This window comes from uncultured Winogradskyella sp., from assembly GCF_963975125.1.
Lineage (GTDB): Bacteria > Bacteroidota > Bacteroidia > Flavobacteriales > Flavobacteriaceae > Winogradskyella.
Genome location: NZ_CAXBGB010000004.1, coordinates 1 through 21919, shown reverse-complemented (window position 1 = coordinate 21919; position 21919 = coordinate 1). Strand labels below are relative to the sequence as shown.

21 protein-coding genes are annotated in these 21919 nt (G+C 31.3%); 11 read left to right on the top strand and 10 right to left on the bottom strand.

Annotation, left to right across the window (positions count from 1 at the left end; genetic code table 11):
• Positions 1-23: 23 nt before the first annotated feature.
• Positions 24-686, bottom strand: coding sequence for an HAD family phosphatase (locus AAC053_RS01245; protein WP_339751793.1), 663 nt, complete (start codon positions 684-686; stop codon positions 24-26).
• A 127-nt stretch (positions 687-813) separates the two neighbouring features.
• Here AAC053_RS01245 and AAC053_RS01240 point away from each other — a divergent pair, with 127 nt between their 5' ends.
• Positions 814-975, top strand: a complete 162-nt coding sequence (locus tag AAC053_RS01240) for a hypothetical protein (protein ID WP_339751790.1) — start codon at positions 814-816, stop codon at positions 973-975.
• A gap of 5 nt (positions 976-980) precedes the next feature.
• Here AAC053_RS01240 and acs read toward each other — a convergent pair whose 3' ends face one another.
• Positions 981-2888 (bottom strand): acetate--CoA ligase, encoded by a 1908-nt coding sequence (acs, locus tag AAC053_RS01235; protein WP_339751788.1) that lies wholly within the window; start codon positions 2886-2888, stop codon positions 981-983.
• Between the two features lie 186 nt (positions 2889-3074).
• Here acs and AAC053_RS01230 point away from each other — a divergent pair, with 186 nt between their 5' ends.
• Together AAC053_RS01230 and AAC053_RS01225 are read left to right on the top strand one after the other, a co-directional pair.
• Positions 3075-5003: a transglutaminase-like domain-containing protein gene (locus AAC053_RS01230; RefSeq protein WP_339751785.1), complete on the top strand. Its 1929-nt coding sequence runs from the start codon at positions 3075-3077 to the stop codon at positions 5001-5003.
• A gap of 4 nt (positions 5004-5007) precedes the next feature.
• Positions 5008-7176, top strand: a complete 2169-nt coding sequence (locus AAC053_RS01225) for a hypothetical protein (protein WP_339751782.1) — start codon at positions 5008-5010, stop codon at positions 7174-7176.
• Between the two features lie 477 nt (positions 7177-7653).
• On the opposite strand, the gene AAC053_RS01220 is transcribed toward AAC053_RS01225, so the two are convergent.
• On the bottom strand, positions 7654-9048 hold the full coding sequence (locus AAC053_RS01220) for an alanine/glycine:cation symporter family protein (protein ID WP_339751778.1): 1395 nt from the start codon (positions 9046-9048) through the stop codon (positions 7654-7656).
• A 242-nt stretch (positions 9049-9290) separates the two neighbouring features.
• On the opposite strand from AAC053_RS01220, the gene AAC053_RS01215 reads away from it, so the two are divergent.
• The 3 genes from AAC053_RS01215 to AAC053_RS01205 are packed head-to-tail and all read left to right on the top strand — an operon-like array spanning position 9291 to position 11362.
• Complete coding sequence (locus AAC053_RS01215) at positions 9291-10388, top strand: heparan-alpha-glucosaminide N-acetyltransferase domain-containing protein (protein WP_339751775.1); 1098 nt, start codon at positions 9291-9293, stop codon at positions 10386-10388.
• Positions 10389-10430: 42 nt separating this feature from the next.
• Positions 10431-10883 carry a hypothetical protein gene (locus AAC053_RS01210; protein WP_339751773.1) on the top strand — a complete coding sequence of 151 codons (453 nt, stop codon included), beginning with the start codon at positions 10431-10433 and terminating at the stop codon, positions 10881-10883.
• Between the two features lie 2 nt (positions 10884-10885).
• Positions 10886-11362, top strand: coding sequence for a nuclear transport factor 2 family protein (locus AAC053_RS01205; protein ID WP_339751771.1), 477 nt, complete (start codon positions 10886-10888; stop codon positions 11360-11362).
• 431 nt (positions 11363-11793) lie between these two features.
• Here AAC053_RS01205 and AAC053_RS01200 read toward each other — a convergent pair whose 3' ends face one another.
• Genes AAC053_RS01200 through AAC053_RS01170 form a run of 7 tightly spaced genes read right to left on the bottom strand, consistent with a single transcriptional unit; the run spans position 11794 to position 17564 of the window.
• The gene (locus tag AAC053_RS01200) at positions 11794-12342 is read right to left on the bottom strand and encodes a 1-acyl-sn-glycerol-3-phosphate acyltransferase (protein WP_339751768.1); all 549 of its coding nucleotides are present in this window, start codon (positions 12340-12342) and stop codon (positions 11794-11796) included.
• 1 nt (position 12343) lies between these two features.
• On the bottom strand, positions 12344-13426 hold the full coding sequence (locus AAC053_RS01195; protein ID WP_339751766.1) for an iron-containing alcohol dehydrogenase family protein: 1083 nt from the start codon (positions 13424-13426) through the stop codon (positions 12344-12346).
• Positions 13427-13470: 44 nt separating this feature from the next.
• Entirely contained in the window at positions 13471-14088 is a 618-nt protein-coding gene (locus AAC053_RS01190) for a CatA-like O-acetyltransferase (protein ID WP_339751764.1), read from the bottom strand.
• A complete protein-coding gene (locus AAC053_RS01185) occupies positions 14085-14789 on the bottom strand; it encodes an HAD family hydrolase (RefSeq protein WP_339751762.1) in 705 nt (234 codons plus the stop codon). Before AAC053_RS01185 ends, AAC053_RS01190 begins: the two co-directional genes overlap by 4 nt.
• Positions 14780-15493 (bottom strand): 3-deoxy-manno-octulosonate cytidylyltransferase, encoded by a 714-nt coding sequence (gene kdsB, locus AAC053_RS01180; protein ID WP_339751898.1) that lies wholly within the window; start codon positions 15491-15493, stop codon positions 14780-14782. The genes AAC053_RS01185 and kdsB overlap by 10 nt, the downstream gene beginning before the upstream one ends.
• Before the next feature lie 48 nt (positions 15494-15541).
• Positions 15542-16117: a DUF4126 domain-containing protein gene (locus tag AAC053_RS01175; protein ID WP_339751760.1), complete on the bottom strand. Its 576-nt coding sequence runs from the start codon at positions 16115-16117 to the stop codon at positions 15542-15544.
• A gap of 4 nt (positions 16118-16121) precedes the next feature.
• A complete protein-coding gene (locus AAC053_RS01170) occupies positions 16122-17564 on the bottom strand; it encodes an AAA family ATPase (protein WP_339751759.1) in 1443 nt (480 codons plus the stop codon).
• 155 nt (positions 17565-17719) lie between these two features.
• Between AAC053_RS01170 and AAC053_RS01165 the strand changes: the two genes are divergently transcribed.
• The 5 genes from AAC053_RS01165 to AAC053_RS01145 all read left to right on the top strand — a co-directional run bounded on the left by AAC053_RS01165 (position 17720) and on the right by AAC053_RS01145 (position 21640).
• Complete coding sequence (locus tag AAC053_RS01165; protein ID WP_339751757.1) at positions 17720-18448, top strand: hypothetical protein; 729 nt, start codon at positions 17720-17722, stop codon at positions 18446-18448.
• 2 nt (positions 18449-18450) lie between these two features.
• Complete coding sequence (locus tag AAC053_RS01160) at positions 18451-19257, top strand: DUF3822 family protein (protein ID WP_339751755.1); 807 nt, start codon at positions 18451-18453, stop codon at positions 19255-19257.
• Positions 19257-19790, top strand: a complete 534-nt coding sequence (locus AAC053_RS01155) for an RsmD family RNA methyltransferase (protein ID WP_339751752.1) — start codon at positions 19257-19259, stop codon at positions 19788-19790. Before AAC053_RS01160 ends, AAC053_RS01155 begins: the two co-directional genes overlap by 1 nt.
• A 231-nt stretch (positions 19791-20021) precedes the next feature.
• Positions 20022-20786, top strand: coding sequence for a hypothetical protein (locus tag AAC053_RS01150; RefSeq protein ID WP_339751749.1), 765 nt, complete (start codon positions 20022-20024; stop codon positions 20784-20786).
• 323 nt (positions 20787-21109) lie between these two features.
• Complete coding sequence (locus AAC053_RS01145) at positions 21110-21640, top strand: hypothetical protein (protein WP_339751748.1); 531 nt, start codon at positions 21110-21112, stop codon at positions 21638-21640.
• Positions 21641-21919 lie beyond the last annotated feature (279 nt).

Genomic DNA, 21919 nt, shown 5'->3' with positions numbered 1-21919 from the left:
GAAGGATATTAATTAGATTAATATTAATTTTTAAAAAATTTATTTCTATTAAGGAACGAAATCTCTCTAAAATCTGAAATAACAATATTTGCTAATGAATAATCTTGTCCTGAAGAATGTTCACTTTTAAATCCTGCACAAAAAATTCCGCCTAAATGTGCTGCTTTTATGCCATTGGTTGAGTCTTCTATCACCATACATTCCGACTTATTAAAACCTGTTGATTCTGCTGCTTTAATAAATATTTCTGGGTGTGGTTTAGATTGCTTTAAATCTGACCCACTAAACTTTGCACTAAAATACGGGTTTAAATCAAATCTATCAAAAATGCGATTAATATTAGGCATAGATGCAGAAGAAGCTACAACTAATTTTAATCCGTTATAATAATAGTCCTTAATGCGCTCTAAAACACCATCAATTAAAACTAAGTTAGAATCGTTTTCAAATAAGTATTTAAAATGTTTTCGTTTTAAGTTCACTAAATATTTTGGCTCTTCATTTAAATTAAAATGATCTACGAGTCGCTTACATATATTTATAGTGGATTGCCCAGTGAAGGATTCATATAATACTGAATTAACTTTAATATTTACATCATCAAACATTTGATGATAGGCTTTACGATGCAATGGCTCAGTGTCAACAATAACACCATCCATATCAAACAAAATAGCTTTGAGCATACTTGGGTTTTCTTTTGACGAAGATAAATATTTAACGTTATTGTGAGAAAGAAGGATGAGGCAATCTTATTATATTTAAGTCAAACAATAATATGTCGTAATTTTACAATAACAAAACTATTATAAAATGGCAAAAAAAGGACGCGAAAAAAACACAGCTAACAAAGCCAAACATAGTAAATTAATTGCTCAAAAAAAGAACAAAGTAAAATCTAAAGATGCTGAGCGTAAAGCTCGTCTTAAAGAAATCCTTGAATTAGCGAAAGCTAAAAAAGAAAACAACTCCTAATTGCTCTATATAACATTATCCATAATATCCTTAACAACTTCTGGATTTAACAACGTACTCGTATCACCTAGCTGATCGGTTTCATTACAAGCAATTTTTCTCAAAATACGACGCATAATTTTCCCTGAACGCGTTTTTGGTAAGCCAACCGTAAACTGAATTTTGTTGAGTTTTGCTATTGGTCCTATTCGGTCTGTAATCAATTGGTTAATTTCTTTTCTTAGATTATTATGATTTCTTCCTTCTCCACTATCTTTTAAAGTTACATAACCATACAAAGCATTTCCTTTTACATCGTGCGGAAAACCTACAATTGCAGATTCTGCAACTGCTTGGTGCTCATTGATGGCATCTTCTATTGGTGCTGTTCCTAAATTATGACCAGAAACAATAATTACATCATCTACACGACCTGTAATTCTGTAATACCCAACGTCATCTCTTAGTGCACCATCACCAGTAAAATACATATTCTCATAAGCCGAAAAATAGGTCTTTTTATAGCGTTGGTGATTTCCCCAAATAGTTCTAGCCATAGAAGGCCACGGGAATTTTATACACAAACGACCCTCTACTTGATTGCCTTTTATTTCATTACCATTCTCGTCCATTAATGCAGGTTGTACTCCAATAAATGGCAAAGTTGCATACGTTGGTTTAGTTGGTGTTGAAAATGGAATTGGAGTTATCATAATTCCTCCTGTTTCGGTTTGCCACCACGTATCTACAATGGGGCTTTTCTTTTTACCAATATTTTCATTATACCAATGCCATGCTTCTTCATTTATAGGTTCACCTACCGTACCAAGTACTTTTAATGATGACAAATCGTGCTTTTCTACAAATTCGGTACCTTGTTTTGCCAGTGCTCTAATAGCTGTAGGTGCTGTATAAAACTGAGTGACTTTATGTTTTTCTACAATATCCCAAAAACGACCAAAATCTGGATAACTTGGTATGCCTTCAAACATTACGGTCGTTGCTCCATTGGCAAGTGGGCCGTAAACAATATAACTATGACCCGTAATCCAACCAATATCAGCTGTACACCAATAGATGTCATCTTCTTTATACTGAAATACGTTTTTAAAAGTATAAGCGGTATAGACCATATAACCTGCACTCGTATGCATCATCCCTTTTGGCATGCCTGTAGAGCCAGATGTATAAAGTATAAACAGTGGATCTTCTGCATCCATAATTTCGGCATTACAGTCATTGTAAGCTTTATCTAAAAGTGGCTGCAACCAATAATCACGACCTTTTTTCATGTAGATATTAGAATTAATTCGCTTTGCGACTAAAACAGATTCTATTCTTGGTGTATCATTTAAAGCCTCATCAACAATCCCTTTTAAATCAATTGTTTTTGCGCCACGATAAGAGCCATCGGATGTAATTACCATTTTGGCATCACAATCATTTATACGTGTAGATAATGCTGTAGAAGAAAAACCTGCAAATACGACAGAATGTACTGCCCCAATTCTTGCGCATGCCAAAACCGAAATTGCCAATTCTGGAATCATAGGCAGGTAAACACAAACACGATCGCCTTTTTTAATACCTTTTTCTCTTAAGACATTAGCGAATTTGCAGACTCGCTCATGCAATTCTTTGTAAGTTATATGCTCGGCTTCCTCATTTGGATCGTTAGGCTCGAATAAAATGGCTGTTTTATCTCCTCTGGTTGGTAGATGTCTATCTAAGCAGTTTTCTGTAATATTAAGCTTAGCGTTTTCAAACCATTTAACTTCAGGTTTTTTAAAATCCCAGCTTAAAACATTAGTCCATTTTTTTCGCCAAACAAAATGTTCTTCAGCAATTTCTTCCCAAAATTGTTCTGGATTATTTACGGATTTTCTATAAACTTGAAAGTATTCTTCGAACTGTTTTATATGATAGTTACTCATTTGTGTACGTTAAATTATTGAAACTCTAATTTACTAAAATAATCTAATCAATATAATAATTAAATTAAGAATACATATTCAAAATTAAATTTGGTGTTTAATCGAAATTACCTACATATTACACTATTTCCTTTTGTTATCATTAACATTTAAATACCTTAGCCTATATCCTATACATTATCATCTATGATTAAACACTTACTAACCGCTGTTTTCATTCTTACATTCATCTCAAACTCATTTTGTCAACGAAAGATAGAACCCGATGCTTATGATATAGCAAAGGCTAAAAAGCTTAAAAAAAAATTCGATCATAAAGACGATGAAGTTGCTCTCGAAGAAAGTATAGACTACGTTACATTTGATTTTGATAGTCGCGAAGAAAAAGTAATTGTACATCATCAAATAAAGGAAAAGATGATAAACATGATCTCTCGTGCAGATATTCAGAAATATTGCTTTTATGATGGTGAATCTGAAATTGAAGAATTCAAAATCTTATATAAGAATAATCGCGATGCAAAATTTTTTATTAAAGACGAAGCTTATAAAAGTGAAGATTTATTTCATAATGATGCTAGAGTTAAATATACCAATGTAGATTTTCCTTTACAAGGCTATCGCTATGGTACCGAAATCCTTAAGACCTATAAAGATATTAAATATTTTACAAAGCTCTATTTTAATGATAATTATCCGGCTGTAAAAAAAGTGATTGCGGTAGAGATACCAGATTGGTTAAATGTTGAGTTAAAGGAATTAAATTTTGATGGCTACACAATCGAAAAAACGATAAAAAAGAATACTAAAAATAAATCGAAAGTACACACATATACAGTAAAGGATATACCAGCTATGCATAATGCATCTAATGCACCAGGTCCTACATATATTTATCCTCATCTACTTATTTTAGCTAAATCTTATACAAAAAAAGATGAAACTAAACCAATTTTCAATTCTACACAAGACCTTTACAATTGGTATAAATCACTGGTTAACAGCTTAAAAAATGATAATTCAGCTATTAAAGACAAAGTTGTAGAATTGACTAAAGATGCAGAAACGGATGAGGAGAAAATAAAAAACATCTACTACTGGGTACAAGATAATATCAGGTATATTGCTTTTGAAGATGGCATTGCCGGTTTTAAACCCGATGAAGCCGCTAATGTTTTTAATAAAAGATACGGAGATTGTAAAGGCATGGCAAATCTTACTAAACAAATGCTTATAGAAGCAGGTTTTGATGCTAGATTAACTTGGATAGGCACCAAGCATATTGCTTACGATTATTCTACACCCAATTTATCGGTTGACAATCACATGATTTGCTCATTATTTACAGATGGTGAAGTTTTGTTTTTAGATGGTACTGAAAAATTTAACGCTTTTGGAGAATATGCAGATCGCATACAGGGAAAGCAAGTGATGATTGAAGACAAAGATACTTTTATATTAAAAGAGGTTCCTAAAAGCAAATCGGTGTTTAATAAAGAATCTTTTACTTACAACTTAAAACTAGATAACGAATTGCTTACTGGTAAAGTTGAAAAAGTTTTTAATGGTGAAAGTAGATCTAGCTTATTATATTATTTCGATCAATTAAAAACAGATAAAAAGGATGAGTTTTTAGATGCTTATTTAAGTCGTGGAGATAGTAATAGAAAAGTGGCTAATATTATCACTTCAGATTTATCTAATAGAGACATAAATGTAACCCTTACTCACGATATTACGATTAAGAATGCCGTCTCAACCTTCGATGATTCTATATACATAGATCTCGATCTCGATGAAGAATTAGGAAATTACGAATTTAAAGAACGTGATGTTGACTATATCTTCAGCACAAAGAAATATCTAGAATCAACAATGACGTTACAAATACCTGCTGGTTATAAGGTGTCCCATTTACCTCAAAACTTAGAGTTATCTAGTAAAAACTATGACATGTCTGTAAATTTTAAAACCGAAAACAATAAACTGATTTATAAAAAATTATTCAAAATTAAAAATGCAAAAATTGAAACAAATGATTTTGAAGAATGGAATGCATTTATAGAACAGCTTAATACAGTTTATAAAGAGCAAATTATCCTTACCAAAAATTAAATTTATGAATATAAAAGGACTTACTATACTATTTCTAGCCTTCTCAATATTTTCTTTTTCGCAATCAAAAGAACAACTAGAGGCTAGAGACTTTTTTTGGGGAAATAGCGACGCCTATAAAAAGAGTACAGACATACCAAAGAAATGGGCAAATGAATCCGCAGTAATTTTATATAAAAATGAAAATTACGATTTTCATAAATTTGGCAAAAATGTTACTTATACAAGTTCGGTAAGAAAGCGCATAAAGCTTTTAGATAAAGCCGCAGTAGAAGAGTTTTCAGAATTTGCATTTAAAAGTCGTTTTAGATCCTCTAAAGGTCGTTATACTTGGAAAGAAAAAGGAAATAATTATGTTGGTGTAAAAATTGTGAAGCCAGACGGAAGCGAGATAGAGATTGATGTAGAAAAAGAATCTGTTGAAGTAGATGGTGAGACTAAAGTAGCAATAGCAAATTTAGAAATTGGTGATATTATCGACTATTATTTTTTCCGTTTAGAACCATTTAAAGCGACTTATGCTTTTGGTTTTGATCCTGTAGAAACCAACCTAGGCGAAGAATATCCTATTGTTGATTTTAAATTATTTTTTGAAACTGAAAACGACTTTTTCATCAACTTCAACTCTTATAATGATGCTCCTAAATTTACTCAAATTTCTACTGAGAAAAAGAATATGAGACGTTACGAACTTGTAGCGTCTGATATTGAAAAGAACGAGTATACACGTTGGTTTTACCCACTTTTAGAATTGCCTTCATATAAGTTTCAAGTGTATTTTGCAAGATCAGGAAAGTTTGAAGATAGAGCATTAGCTTTTCTGCCAGAGAAAGAGAATATTATAAAAACCTCTGTTTCTAAAGAGGAAGTTTTAGATCTTTATGATAATAGGTTTAAGCCAGATGGTGACATTGGAGATGTGAGAGGATTCTTTAAAAAGAAAACGTTTAAAAATGATACAGAGAAAGTAACTGAGGCCTATTATTTTATGCGTCATTATTACCTAACGCGTTTCGTAGAAGCCATATTTATTAAAGATGCTAAAATAATGTACAATCCTTTTACATATTATGGCAACCCTGTCTTTATTCAGAATCAAAAACAATTTGTTAGACATTTTACTGAGTTTTTAAAACACGAAAAGATAAAGTACGAAATTGTAGTTGCTAAAAAACGTTTCGATGGTTCTATCGACGATTTATTAATTGAAAAGAATGTAAACGTGCTCATAAAAGTGAATACTTCTACTCCTCTATATGCCCAATTATTTAGCGTACATACCAATATAAATGAGTTTTCCCCTTTAATAGAAGACACTGATGTTTATCTACTTTCTCCTACAAGAAACAAAATCGACGTTGTAAAAAGAGGAAAGCTACCAACCTCTACACATTTAGATAATGAAACAAAAAAGGAGATTACACTTAGTTTAAATGAAGATTTTTCTGGGATAACTATCAGTTCTGTAAATAGTCATAAAGGACACTCTAAGAAAGATGAACAATACGAACGACTTATGTTCTCAGATTATGTTGCAGAAGATTACGCCAAATACGAAACAAAGTCGTTCATTGATTTAATAAGACGTAAAAAAGATAAGGCAAGATATAAAAAGGAACTAGATGCCTTGGCACAAAAAATAAAAGAAAAACAGAAAGAAAAATTTGAAAATAGTGCAAAAACAGAATATTTTGTTGAAGAGATTGAAGATTATACTTATAAAATTAATGACACAGGTCGCTATGGTCTAGAAACTTATTTTACGTTTACAGAAACTTTTAATGCTAAAAGTGCTTTGATAAAAAAGGCTGGTCCTAATTACATAATTGAAATAGGAAAACTTATCGGTGGTCAAATAAATCTCGAAGAAAAAGAACGTAATCGTACTGCAAATATCTATGCGCAGAATGCAAGAAGTTTTAATTATAATATCACATTTAATATACCTGAAGGCTATACTGTAGTTGGCTTAGATAAACTAAACAAGTCCGTTGATAATGATGCTGGTGCATTTATAAGTACTGCTTTAATTGAAGGAGGCACTTTAATTATTAAAACATCTAAACAGTATAAGCATAATTACGAACCTAGTTCTAATTGGAATAAGATGATTGCCTTTTTAGACGAAGCCAATCAGTTTACAAATGAAAAGATACTATTGAAGAAGAAATAGACTTAAAGATATTAGAAATGGTTGTTTAGCTATACAGACGCATTTACCTTAGTCTAAATGTATTAATGGTAGTATCTCATAATCTGTGTTAGCTATGACAAAGTAAATCACTTTTAAAAAGTCTCTTTTTTGATTTGTTCTAATGCTCTCTAGCTTCATTTGTGCAACTTGGAATTTACAGTATCTTGAACATTTTTAAGTGAAATACCGAGCCACAATTCACTTTTAGTTGGTAATAGATTACCAAACCAACCAAGTTTATATTTCATCATATTAAAAAAGCATGCGCAATAACCAATTAAGAAGTTTTGCAATTTTAGGATTAACAAAACCATGATATCTCTATCTACAATTAAATCGGTTTTAGATACATCTGCGACATAATTAATAAGAAGGTCATTATTTTCATCTTTAAAAAGTAAACCTCTATTCTTTCTACACTTTATAATGAATAAATAAAAAAAGAGAGTTTTATTGTTATTTTATTTTTTTGATTTTACTTTCTTTAAGTCTAATTGTGTAAGCTTTCAATTCTTTAACAACTCTGGGAGCTAGTATTATAGTTGCTGTCATTGTTGGTATAGCCATTAAAGCAAACACACCATCAATGAGATTAATCATCATACTCAAACTTGTTGTTGCACCGAGTAATATACTTAAAACATAAAAGTAATTGTAATAATGCTTTTTATCAGCACCAAAGAGAAATGACATGCATTTTGTACCATAATAGGAATACGAAAATAACGAGCTCATACTAAATACAACAATACAAACTAATAAGGCATATTTGCCATAAATAGGCATTACATTTCCAAAAGCAGAGGCAGTAAGGCTTACTCCATTATCTGAAGTTGTTTCCCAGACACCTGTCACTAAAATTGCTAGTGCCGTTAATGTACAAACTACTAAAGTATCTATTGCAGGACCTAGCATTGCTACTAAACCCTCTCTAATAGGTTCGTCTGTTTTTGCGGCACCATGTGCCATTGGTGCTGTACCAATACCAGCTTCGTTAGAAAATGCTCCACGCTTAATACCAAGCAAAATTAAAGCTCCTAATACACCACCCAAAAATGTATCGTTTTTGGGGTAATAATTAGCCGTAAAAGCATCTGTAAAAATGAGTTTTAAATAAAAAAATAAAACATCGCTGTGTGCAACTAGAATAATAATAATTAAGATAAAGTACAAAACGACCATACTCGGTACTAAACGTGACGCTACATTACCAATGCGTTTTATACCTCCTAAAATTACTAAAGCTGTAATACAAACTAAAACAATACCAATAATAAGATTGGATGTTAAACTAACTTCTACACCATTAGGTATTAATAAAATATCATTTAAGGCTTGTGTTAACTGATTGACATTAAACACAGGCAGAGCACCAATTAAACCACTAAAACTAAAAAATATAGCTAGAGGCTTCCATGATTTACCCAAACCCTCGGTTATAAAATACATAGGGCCACCTTGTAACTCTCCAGCACTATCCTTTCCTCTATAAAGAATTGCTAAGGTTGAAGTGAAAAATTTAGTAGACATACCAATTACTGCACTCATCCATAACCAAAATACTGCGCCTGGTCCACCAATAGAGATAGCAACTGCAACACCAGCAATATTTCCCATGCCAACGGTTGCAGACAAGGCTGTTGTTAGTGCTTGAAAGTGTGAAATCTGCCCAGGATCAGTTGGGTCATCATACTTACCTCTTAGCACACTAATAGCGTGTCCTAGATACCGAAATGGTAAAAACCGAGAACGAATTAGTAAGTATAAACCACCTCCAATTAGTAAAATAAGTAATGGTAAACCCCAAGCTAGGGAAGAGAAATCTTTAAATAGTTGGTTTAGAAATTCCATAGATTATAAATGTAGTAAACCCTTTAATCTTATAACAAATTGTTGCTAATTATTTTTTTAAACACCTCTGCTTTATAATTTCGTATTGGGGAAAAAATAATTTTGCTGAACTAGTTCAGTAACGTCTGAAATAAATCATTGAAACGGCATCTTATAATTAAAGCAAGAGCGTAACATTAGAATCCACCTCATAATACATATTTAATTGTAAAGCCTACCTTTGTGCTACAACAAATCACTGATTGAGTACAAATCGTCTTTATTTTATTGATGCCGTTAGAGCATTTGCCATTATAATGATGTTGCAAGGGCATTTTATAGATACCTTACTCGATGTATCTTACAGAGATGAGACTAATGTTGTTTTTAAATGCTGGAAATATTTTAGAGGCATCACAGCACCTACTTTTTTTACTATTTCTGGATTAATATTTTCTTACTTACTTATTAAAGCAAAACATAGTGGTAATGCAGAAAAACGTATGCGCAAAGGGCTTGTTAGAGGACTTATGCTCATTGGTATTGGTTACTTATTGCGTGTACCAATTTTTGAGTGGTTGATTGGGCGATTTAATAGCAACTTCTTAAGTATAGATGTATTGCAATGCATTGGCTTATCACTAATATTTATAGTAATTATTTATAGGTTGACTTGTAAAAAGACGCTAATTTTTTCAGTTTCAATGCTCTTATTAAGTTTAGTAATTTTTATTACTGAACCACTTTATCGCTTTATGGAATTATCTGATATTCCAAAATCATTTTCAAATTATATGACCAAAGACTATGGCTCCGTTTTTACTATTTTACCATGGTTTGGGTATGTAGCTTTTGGTGCATTTATAGCAACATTATTTTATCGTTACTTAGAACGTCCACGTTTTAAACTTGCTACGGTTTCTGGTTTCTTTATAATTGGTTTAGCTTTAATTTATAAGTCGGCTTGGTTATTTAACGAATTGTACTACCTATTAAGGATAAAACTTTTTGAAGATGTCGCCTATTACAATTATCTATTTACAAGGTTAGGCAATGTGTTAATTCTGTTTTCATTGTTTTACCTTTTTGAGAAATATATAAAACAATCTCTAATTTTAAAAATTGGACAAAAGACACTTTCCATCTATGTGATCCACTTTATCATTATATATGGAAGTTTTACTGGTTTAGGATTGTATCAACTCATAGGAAAAACCTTAGTGCCTTGGCAAGCAATAATTGGTGCAATACTATTTTTAACTTTCGTATGCTTTATGTCTTTCTATTATGGTAAAACTAACGCTTTTGTATATTCTGGTATAAGAAGGCTTATTGATAAGATTAAATCATATACAAGTTAAAATCATCAGATTTCATTACTTTTATTGCTTATTCATATTTTAATGAAACAAAATAAATTAATTTTTGTTAGTATAATATTTCTATTAGTGTCGTGTAATAGAATAGCTAACAAAACAAAAGAAAGCATTAACAAAAGTGGTGAAGTCGTTGGAGAAACAGCAACTGAGTTTTTCGAAGGTATAACAGAAGGTGTAGATAAAACTTTAGAATGTGAAATACTTCTATCAGAACAATTGAAAAATAAAGGCTTAAAAACTGGCGCTTATAATATTGACGCTCAGTTAATTAATAACAACAATAAACTAACATTATATCTTATTTTTAATCAAAATTTTAGTAAAGAACTTGTTGCTAAGGCATACAATAAAAATGGTCTAGAAATTGGTAGAGCAAAATCTAAAGTTAATGCTACAAAAGGTGATGCTGGCTATTTTGATTTTAAATTTGATGAGCGCACAGATATAGGCTTTAGAAGTAAAATTAGAATTGAGTAATTATGAAAGCAATTTTAGAAACATTTTATAATGCCTTTAATAATCTTGATGCAGAGACCATGATATCTTGTTACCACCAAGCCATTGTTTTTGAAGATCCAGCTTTTGGTGTTTTAAAAGGAAAAAGAGCTAATGCCATGTGGCAAATGCTCTGTGAATCTCAAAAAGGGAAAAATTTTAAAGTCGTTAGCTCCAAGTTTATTGCTAATGAAATTACTGGTTCGGCGCATTGGGAAGCCTTTTATACATTTAGCAAAACTGGTCGGAAAGTTCATAATAAAATTGATGCCAAGTTTCAATTTAAAGATGGCTTAATCATTAAGCATACAGATGAGTTTAATATTCGTAAATGGGCTAGTCAGGCTATGGGTTTAAAAGGATTACTATTTGGTAGTATGGGTTTTTTTAAAGCAAAATTACAGAAACAAACCAATTATCTTTTAGATAAGTATATGGAAGAAAAAAAACCATCTTCTTAGTGTTAGATGGCTTTTTTTAGCGGCAATGTTTCTTTTTAGAGACTTTTAAGTTTACTTTATGTTTCATTGCATTATATATAAAGCAAATCTTATGCCAAAACTAAATCTTCAAAAAAATTAAAAAAAAAGGAAACGAGTTTAGACTATTTTAAGACACCCTTTGCAAAAACAAAATAGATTTTATTCATGCCTTTTTTACTTCAAAAAAGACACTAACAAGTGACATCATCAAATATTTGAAAATGCTTTAATACAAAACGGAATACCTAGGTTTAGTTGTCTAAAAAGAGTTTCGAAAATTGAAATTAATAAAGAATTTGTAAAATCTGTTGCCTTAGAAACTAGACTACTAGATATTAAAGTTTTAGCAATAGAAGAAGACAGAAAGGTGTGGCCAAAAATTTATATACAGTCTAAAAGACCTAAAACAGCTAACTATGGACTCTCACCTTACCTTCTACTCCTTCAAAAAATGATTTCATAAACTTAAAGTCGGCTTCCATATCATCTGTAGGATAGAATGGTTCTGAAATTTTGTTTTGCTTGTTTTTAAAATCGAGGGTAAACATAAGAATAGGAACTTTTGCTGATTTAGCTATATAATAGAACCCTGTTTTCCATTTTTCTACTTTTTTCCTTGTGCCTTCTGGTGCCAATGTTAAACGAAATTCCACTTCTTCATCAAACAATTTAGCTATAGCTTCTACTTTATTTTGCCCAGAAGTTCTATCTAAAGATTTTCCTCCAACAGCTCTAAAATAATACCCAAAAGGCCATGTAAAGAGTTCTTTTTTAGCTACAAAGTTAGTTTTTAGGTTTGTAACTTTTCTGAGGAGAATACCTATATAAAAATCGTGCCAGCTTGTATGAGGTACAGCAATAATCACAGATTTCATTATTGTGTCTTTTGAAAAGTTAGTGTTACCAATAACTTTCCAACCCATCAATTTAAAATAAATGAATTTTGCTAACCAATGCATGCTACATTTTTTTGTAAAGCTCTAATAGTTTTTGACGAGTAATTATGGTCTTCCAGTTTTTGCCAATTGCATTTTCCCATAGCGGCTCTAGGCTTAAAGCTACATCTATCATGGTATTAAACTGATATTCTTCTAAACCTGCACAAATGCCTTGAGGCAATTGAATTTTATGCTTGACCTTCATTCTTTTAAACATGGCCACACCTTCTGGATAATAGTCTTCTAAATGATCAAATACTATACAATTTCCGATACCATGTTTAACTCCAAGTAAATAACCTAAACCATAACTCATGGCATGTGCTACACCAACTTGAGAGTAAGCAATGCTCATTCCACCATGCCACGAAGCCATCATGAGTTTATCTTGCGCATCTTCTCTACTTAATGTATCACCTAAAAATATCTCTTGACACAATTTAAAAGCTTTCTCTCCATAACTTTGGCTAAATGCATTTAAATAAGTGCCTTTAAGCGATTCTACACAATGTACAAAGCAATCCATACCAGTATAAAACCATTGATCTCTTGGCACACCTTTTGTCAATTCTGGGTCTAATATTACCTGATTAAAAGGTGTATGGTCGCTATTAATACCAAGTTTTCTCTCTGGACCAGTTAAAATTGTAGTACGTGATACTTCTGCGCCTGTTCCAGAAATAGTAGGAATACCAACATGATATATTGCAGGTTGCCTTATTAAATCCCAACCTTGGTAATCCTTAGATTCGCCCTTGTTGGTTAGCATTAATGATACTGCTTTAGCAATATCCATAACTATACCTCCACCAATACCAATGATACCAGATGGCAACTCACTATATTCTAGGATAATGTCTTCAACCAATTGATCTACTTGTGACGTTTTTGGTTCTTCTTTTGTAGGAACATAAATAATTTTGTCCTTGTAAGACAAGGTTATTCTTGAAGTTAACCAATGATTGCCTTTAAAAACATCATCAACATAAAATATAAATGGTGCGTTACGTCCATTGCGCTTTGGTGTGAGAATTTCATCTAATTGATTGAAACTTCCACGTCCAAAAACAACTCTAGACACCATCGGATAATTCTTATATATCATTTACTCAATATCTTTAACAAAAATAAAAACAAACTTCGTATTAACTACTTATTTAAATTAAATTGAAACTTTTCTTCAAAAAGCCCAACATGATAACCATCTACTAATGCATGATTAACATGAACAGAAACATTCATCATTAATTTTCCATTATCATTTTCTGCTTTAGAAAATGCAATTTCTGGCACAGATTCCATATGGCCAGATACTGGCTCTTTATGACCAGAAAACTTAAACCACGGCACAGCAGAACAATGAATACAATCTTGACCATTAACTGGAGGGTATAAGTCCTCTGAATTTTGAATTCTAGCTTTTTCTTTTTTAAAATTATTTATAAAAGCGCTTAAGTCTTCATCATAATTTATAAATGAAAATCCAAAAGTTTTATCGTCTCTCATAATCGTAGCTGACGCGTGTATCACATCATAGTCAACAACTTTATTATCAACTATTCTATAACGAAAATTCTCAACTTCATTAATTGCTTTCATACAATCGTGTAAATACTTTACAAAAAAATTAATATTTTGTTGCCTAGATTTCTCATATGCTTTAGTTACATCAAATGGAATTACTACTCCAAAATATGGGTCTTTAAGCTGCATAAAATGATTGTAGAGCTTTTTACGATTCCAGGTATCAATATCTACAATCTTCATTTTAACAACTTAATAATTTCAGTTAAGCTTTTCACAGTTTTATATTTAACACCATTTTTTTCTTTTATGGTCACTTTCTCATGTTCCCAAGTTGTATGAAATGGCACATGAATGGCCTTTGCGCCAATACTTACTAACGGCAAAATATCCGACTTTAATGAGTTACCAATCATTAAAAATTCTGACGGGTTTATATCTAAATGCTTTAAAAGCTTAGAATAATTAACTTCTTGCTTCTCGCTTAACACTTCAACATGATGAAAATAGTCAATCAAACCAGAGTTTTCTAATTTCCGTTCTTGATCTAACAAATCACCTTTTGTTGCCACAATTAATTTATAATCTTTAGACAACGTTTTAAGCACATCTTCTACTCCATCTAATAATTCAATGGGTTTGTTAATCATAGTCTTTCCAATATTCAGAATAGCCTCAATTATCTCATTAGAAACTGTTTTGTTAGACAATTCTAATGCCATTTCTACCATAGATAAAACAAAACCTTTTACACCATAACCATAAACAGGAAGGTTTTTAATCTCCATTATAAATAGCTCTTGGTCTATCTTATTAGGCGTTTCGTAATGTGATAACAATCTACCAACTTCTTCTTCAGCTGCTCTAAAATAGGTTTCATTAACCCAAAGCGTATCGTCAGCATCGAAACCTATTACTTTTATGTTTTTGTAATCTACTTCCATAAACGTTTCGCCCTTTCTAAATCTTCTGGTGTATCAATTTCTACACCTTGCACTTCAGTTTCTACCATTTTTATGCGCTTACCATACTCTAAGTATCTAATACATTCTATCTTTTCAGAGGCTTCAATAAACTGCATTGGTAGTACTGCAAAATCTAACAAAGCTTCTTTTCTAAATGCATAAATGCCCTTATGTTTAAAATAGCGTGCTCCTACATTTCTGTCTCTTGGAAACGGAATTGGACTCCGAGAAAAATATAAAGCGAAGTTATTTTGGTCTACGATAACTTTTACTGTATTTGGATTATTAATTTCATCCCAATCAGTGATTTCTACCATAAGCGAAGCCAAATCAATTTCTTTATCGCCATCACCTCTAAATACTTCTAAAACTTTACGTAAACTCTCACGCTCTGTAAATGGCTCATCTCCTTGTACATTTACAACAATATCGCAATCTACATCAGCTACGGCTTCTGCAATTCTGTCACTACCAGATTCATGCGCCTTTTTGCTCATAATGGCTTTACCACCATTATTCACAATTTCATTATATATAATATCGCTATCTGTAATTACATAAACTTCACTAAAAAGTGCTGTAGCAACAGTGGCTTCATAAGTTCTTAAAATCACCGATTTTCCTGCTAAATTTTGCATCAATTTGCCTGGAAAGCGTGATGCACTATAACGTGCAGGAATCATGGAAATTATCTTCATCTATGTATTATTAGAGAATTCAAAAATACGGTTTTATGATGATTTTGACTTATTTGATTTTAACTTTTTATACAGCCTAAAAACAATATAAAAGATGAATATAACCAAAATGATAGCCAACATTGGCAAAAAAATGGAAACAATAGACATAACAATAGAAGTCCCAGTTTCTATTGTTGAAACTACAGGGTTTGCAATACCAGCGGTAGAAACTGTTGAACCTAACCTAGTGGCACTTGTAGAACTTTTTACAGCAGCTGCTGTTCCACCTCCTGCAATTATGGCTAATGCCCATGTGATTACAGGACTTAAATCTGCAACAGTAGATACAATTACGGCTGTTCCTGCGATTGTCGCTAACGGAATTGCAATAGTATCTAAGAGATTATCTACAACTGGAATATAATAAGCAACAATCTCTACTAGTGTTGCAATACCTAATGTAATCAATGCGGTTGTACTCCCAATCCATAACCAAGATTCATTAAGCTCCCATACATTAAAATATGCTGCTAAACTTAGAGCAAACAAAGGCAAAAAAACCCTAAAACCTACTGAAGCTGCAAGCCCAATTCCTAAAAACATGCTTAAAACCGTTTCAATTGTCATGCTTCTAATTTAAATTATTTTCTATGAACATTTCATCTTTAAATCCGATTAAATAAAGTTTATCCTTTGCGCGAGTTATGGCCGTATATAACCAACGGATGTAATCTCTATTTATACCTTCTGGTAGATAAGGTTGTTCTACAAAAATAGTATTCCATTGGCCTCCTTGAGATTTATGGCATGTAATGGCATAAGAAAATTTCACTTGTAACGCATTGAAGTATTTGTTGTTCTTTACTCCTAAAAAACGCTTGTAATTTGACGTTTCATTTTCATAATCTTTTGAGACCTCTTGATATAATCGATTGGACTCGTCATAACTCAATGATGCGCTTTCTACATCAATAGTATCTAAAAGCAAAACGGTTTCAAAGGGTTGCATTTTTGGATAATCTACCATTTTCACTTTGACTTCAGCGAATCTAAAATCATATAATTCTTTAATACTAAAAATTTCTAGCACTTCTACAATATCACCATTGGCTATAAAGCCAGCTTCTGTTGTAGGTTTTATCCAAAAATAATTATTCTTTACAACCATTAAATAATCTCCAGCAGATAATTCACTTTCATTAAATAAAATACGTTGTCGTATTTGTTGATTGTATGCATTAGCACGTTTATTACTACGAACTATAATTGCAGTTTCTTCGTATCCTTCATTGCTGTATGCATCATTAATAGCATCCATAATCTCATAGCCATCTATTAATCTAACTATATCTTTAAAAGGGCTTACATTAAATTTAAAACTTTCATAAATGGTCGTTTCTAAAACTGCTCTAAGTTCTGTGGCATTTTCTAAAATACCAGAATCTTGTTCTTGTCTAACGACTTCATCAAGCTCAATCCCAATTACATTTTTATTATAATTCAGACTTAATTTATCCGCGTTTAAAGCCGGACTTAAATCTGATTTCACAGGTGGCAATTGAGCCTTATCACCTATAAGAAGCAACTTACACTTATGACCAGAATAAACATATTGCATTAAATCATCTAGGAGCGAACCATTTTCAAACAATTTAGAGTCTGAAGGTGCATCTGGTATCATTGACGCTTCATCAACTATAAAAAGAGTGTTCTTATGCTTATTAGGTTGCATAACAAATTTCACTCCTCCTCCCTTTTCCTTCTTAGGAAAGTAAATTTTTTTATGAATAGTAAAAGCTTCTTTTTTAGAGTAATTAGAGATCACTTTTGCTGCTCTACCCGTTGGTGCGAGTAAAACAGCACTTTTTTTTGCTTCCCATAAATTAGAAACTATAGTTCCGATAATACTTGTTTTACCTGTGCCAGCATACCCTTTTAGTAGGTATATTGAATCTTTATTGGCATCAAAAATAAATTGAGACAACTGCATTAACACCATATTTTGTTTAGAAGTTGGCGCAAACGGAAACTTAGATTTTAATAACGAATAGAATGCAGAAGCATTAGAAATCATAAAGATATTAAATATGTAGCAAGATAGTATTATTCTATATTTTATAAGCCTCCATATCATTTACTTGTTTATTTTATATGATTTTTATTTAGATAGTTTTAACGAACAAAAAAAAATTGTAGATTTGCGAAAGACCTAATTAATAAAATAAGAATATGTTAAACGTAATTTTAGCAATTGTAGTAATTATAGCATTGACCATCTTAATTGTTTGGGCAATCGATAAATTTATTCCAAAAAAATTAAAACCTATTATAAACCTATTACTTTGGGCGTTAATTATTTTCTTAGGTTATATCACTTTTATGTCTGTTTATAAGGAGATTCAATTTAATCAACTAAAAGTTGATCGCTACAAAGTAGTTATAAATCGTTTAATTGATGTAAGAGATTCTGAACTAGCCTACAAAGAAGTTAATGGTGCATATACTGATAGTTTTGATAAATTGATTGAATTTGTAGAAAATGGGAAAGTGCCAATTACACAAAGACGTGATACTTTAGTTTTAGATGAGGAGAAAACACGAGCTTTTGGTGGTGTAGAAACTATGAAAACAATAACACTTATTGATACCTTGAGTTTTTACTTTGTAAAAGATTCAATATTTAAAGGAAGTAATCGCTACAAAACTATGATGAATGTTGGTGTAGGAAAAGCAGGTGCTAAATTCACTTTACAAGCTGGTAAATTAGATGATATTTCAGTATTTGAAGCAAGTGTTGATAAAGCAATTGTGTTAGATGGTGAAGAAAAATATTTAATAGAAAAAGAAAAGCAAGCATTCTCTATTGCTGGTGTAAAAGGTCCTACAGTAAAAATAGGTTCTATGGAAGAAGTTAGTACCAATGGAAATTGGGGTAAAGACCTTTCTAACAAGCAGTAATTTTGACTCAAAATAATATTAAAGAACTGTCCATTCAAATACATTTGAATGGGCTTTCTTTTTGCATTCTAAATAGAACTTCAAATACCATTGAATTTCTTAAAACAATAAATTTTGATCATAAGTTAACTCCCTATGAAGTGCTTAACCGTTTAAAAGCAGAACTAAGCAGTAATACTGTGTTTTCTGAAGATTTTGATGCTGTGCTAGTAATTCATCAAAATGAGCTTGCGACAATAGTGCCAAAAGCCTTATATAACGAAAATCACAAAGCGGATTACTTAAAATTTAATTCTAAGATACTAAGGACGGATTATATAACTAAAGATGAAATAACCATAAACGATAGCATAAATGTTTATGTTCCTTACGTTAATATTAATAATTATATTTTTGAAACCTTTGGTGAGTTTGTTTATAAGCATTCATCTAGTATATTAATTGATACGATTATACAAAATGCTGAAGCTACAAAATCATCCGAAGTTTATATAAACATTAATAGATCAACAATAGAGTTATTAGTTGTGGATAAAACTCAGTTATTGTTGTTTAATGTTTTTGAATACAATAGCAAAGAAGACTTTATTTACTATGTTCTATTTGTATTTGAACAATTAAAATTAAATGTAGAAACCACTCTAATTAAATTAAGTGGGTATATTGATAAAGGTGATGAAACTTACAGTTTTCTATATACTTATGTGAGACACATAGATTTTATATCTACTAATTATAATTTTGAAATTTCTAATACCATGGAGAGTAAAAATCTACATCACTATTATTTAATACTAAATTCCTTTTAATGCGCATTATATCTGGTTTATACAAAGGCAGAAGGATAACAGCTCCTAAAAAATTACCTGTTCGCCCAACTACAGATATGGCAAAAGAGGCCTTATTCAATATTTTAAATAATCAATACTATTTTGATGATATTTCGGTTTTAGACTTATTCTCTGGTACAGGCAATATTAGTTACGAATTTGCTTCTAGAGGTACAGAACAAATTACTTCGGTTGATGATAATTATGGTTGCATTAAATTTATAAATGAAACTGCTGAAGCTTTTAAAATGTCTATCTCTACAATAAAAAGTGATGTATTCAAGTTTCTAGAAAAATCGAAACATAAGCATACCATAATCTTTGCAGATCCGCCTTATGATTTTGAAGTTGAAACTTTTTCTAAAATTCCGCAATTGGTATTTCAAAATGAATTATTAGAAGAGGAAGGTGTGCTTATTGTAGAACACTCTAAACATACAGATTTAAGCCATTTAGACCATTATTCACACTCCAAAAGTTATGGTGGTAATATGTTTAGCTTTTTCGGGTAAATATACCTGCTTTTTGATTTGAGTAAATACCATCTAGTTAGTCCTCTAATTATTATCTTAATTTGTTGTATTAGTCCCAATTAATTTTATACCTACCATATAGATTTTTAACTCTGAGCTCGCACTCATATTTAGATCCATAGACTGCCCCTATAATTTACATTAAGCCACTTCGATATGGTTAATTATTAGCTATTAACACAATTACTATATTAACTTAAATCAATTTTTATGAAAATTTTTAAAACAAGATTATTTATTCTAATGACAGTGCTATTTGCATTCAATTTAGTAAACTCACAAGGTGAGCAACCAACAATGTTTGTAGTACACACAGACAATGTGAATTTTGATATGATGCCCAAATACGAACAACTCGCAAAAAAATTGAAGGAAAGTTGTGAAAAATATAACGTACGTGGATCTAATTGGATAGCTATCAAAGTTGAAGACGGTCGCTACGTTTATGTAACTCCTATCAAAAATATGGCAGAACTAGATGAAAACCCTATGGAAGGATTGGCAGAGAAAATGGGTAAAGAAGCCATGGGTAAAATGTTTAATGAGATGGATGACTGCTATGATTCTCATAGTAATGCCATTATACATTACAATGCAGACCTTTCGTATAGACCAAATGGCTATAATGACCAGGGCAAAAACCATCGAGAGTATCATTTTCTTTATTATTCACCAAAAAATGCCAAAGAAATGAGAGAAGGAATGGCAAAAGTAAAAGAAATGTTTAAAACAAAAGGTGTAAAAAATGGCTATGATGTTTATCATAGTGGTTTTGGCAGCGAGGAAAGTTACTATATGGTATCGATTTCTGGTGATGACGATTTAGATATTGCTCAATTAGGAAAAGAAAACGATGCCCTTTTAGGAGATGATAAGGGAGCTGTATTTTACAATGTTATTAAATTAACAACTAAGTACGATCAAGTTGAAGCTGATGTTAGACCAGATCTAAGCTACAGTCCATCAAAAGAGTAACTCTTATATTCTAAAAATAAAAAAAACCTATAGGCCAAACTCTATTCAATTTCAGCTAGAAATAAACAGCATTTATAATAATTTAAATTACTAATTCATTATAAAAATTACGAAAATAATCTATTCAGTCTTTTGAATAAAGTAAAACCAGAAGAACGAAAATATATTTAATTCAAATATTTTTATTAACTTAGTAATTCTAAATAACTGCCCTATTTTGGTATTATCCTACTGATTTTTAATAGCTCTATACCTTTAAGAGTGATTTGCCCTATATTGATTTGTAACTATTAATCAATTATATAATTTAAAAAACAGGTATTATGAAAATTTCAAAAACTCCATTACTATTATTATGCTTTTTAATAATTAGTCAATTATCATTTTCTCAAACCGAAGCTCCGAAGTATAAAGACGTGGTGGTTGAAAACCCTGAAGCAGAAGCAGATATGAAAGTTGTTAGCGACTATGTAAAAGCTTTAGTAAATAATAAAATGATGGAAGCCGAAAAATTACTAAGCGAAAAGTATATGGGATATGGCCCAGCAGTTAATGATTCAATTTCTAAACAACAAACTATTGCCACTTGGAAGGAAGCACATAAAATGCGTACAAATGAAAAAGTAGGTTTTGTAACGCAAACATTTAGAGTTTTACAAGGCGAATTAGCAGGTGATTGGGTATCGCATTGGGGAACTTATAGTTTTACACAAAACGGAAAAAACATAGAACTACCTTACCAACTTACTGCTCTAGTAACCGATGGAAAAATAGTTAGGAGCACTATATACTTCGATAATCTAGCCGTTATTGAAGCACTAGGATATCAAATTACACCTCCAAAACAAGAATAATAGCACATATTATTTAAACATAAAAAACCATCTATTACTAGATGGTTTTTTATGTTTAAGCAAATCTATAAGCCGAATTCTGTTGGTTCTAAACTTGTATCAGAATCACTTCTTCACAAGAAAAAAATTACCTTATCATTTATCTACGCTTACTGTTACCAGCAAACTTTAGCTGCCTACCCTCTAACAATCGCGCGTGTACGCTCAAACGTTAGTTTACATGACATTGCACCACATAGAGTTTACCTGGTTTCACTACAGCATTACCTGTACATACTT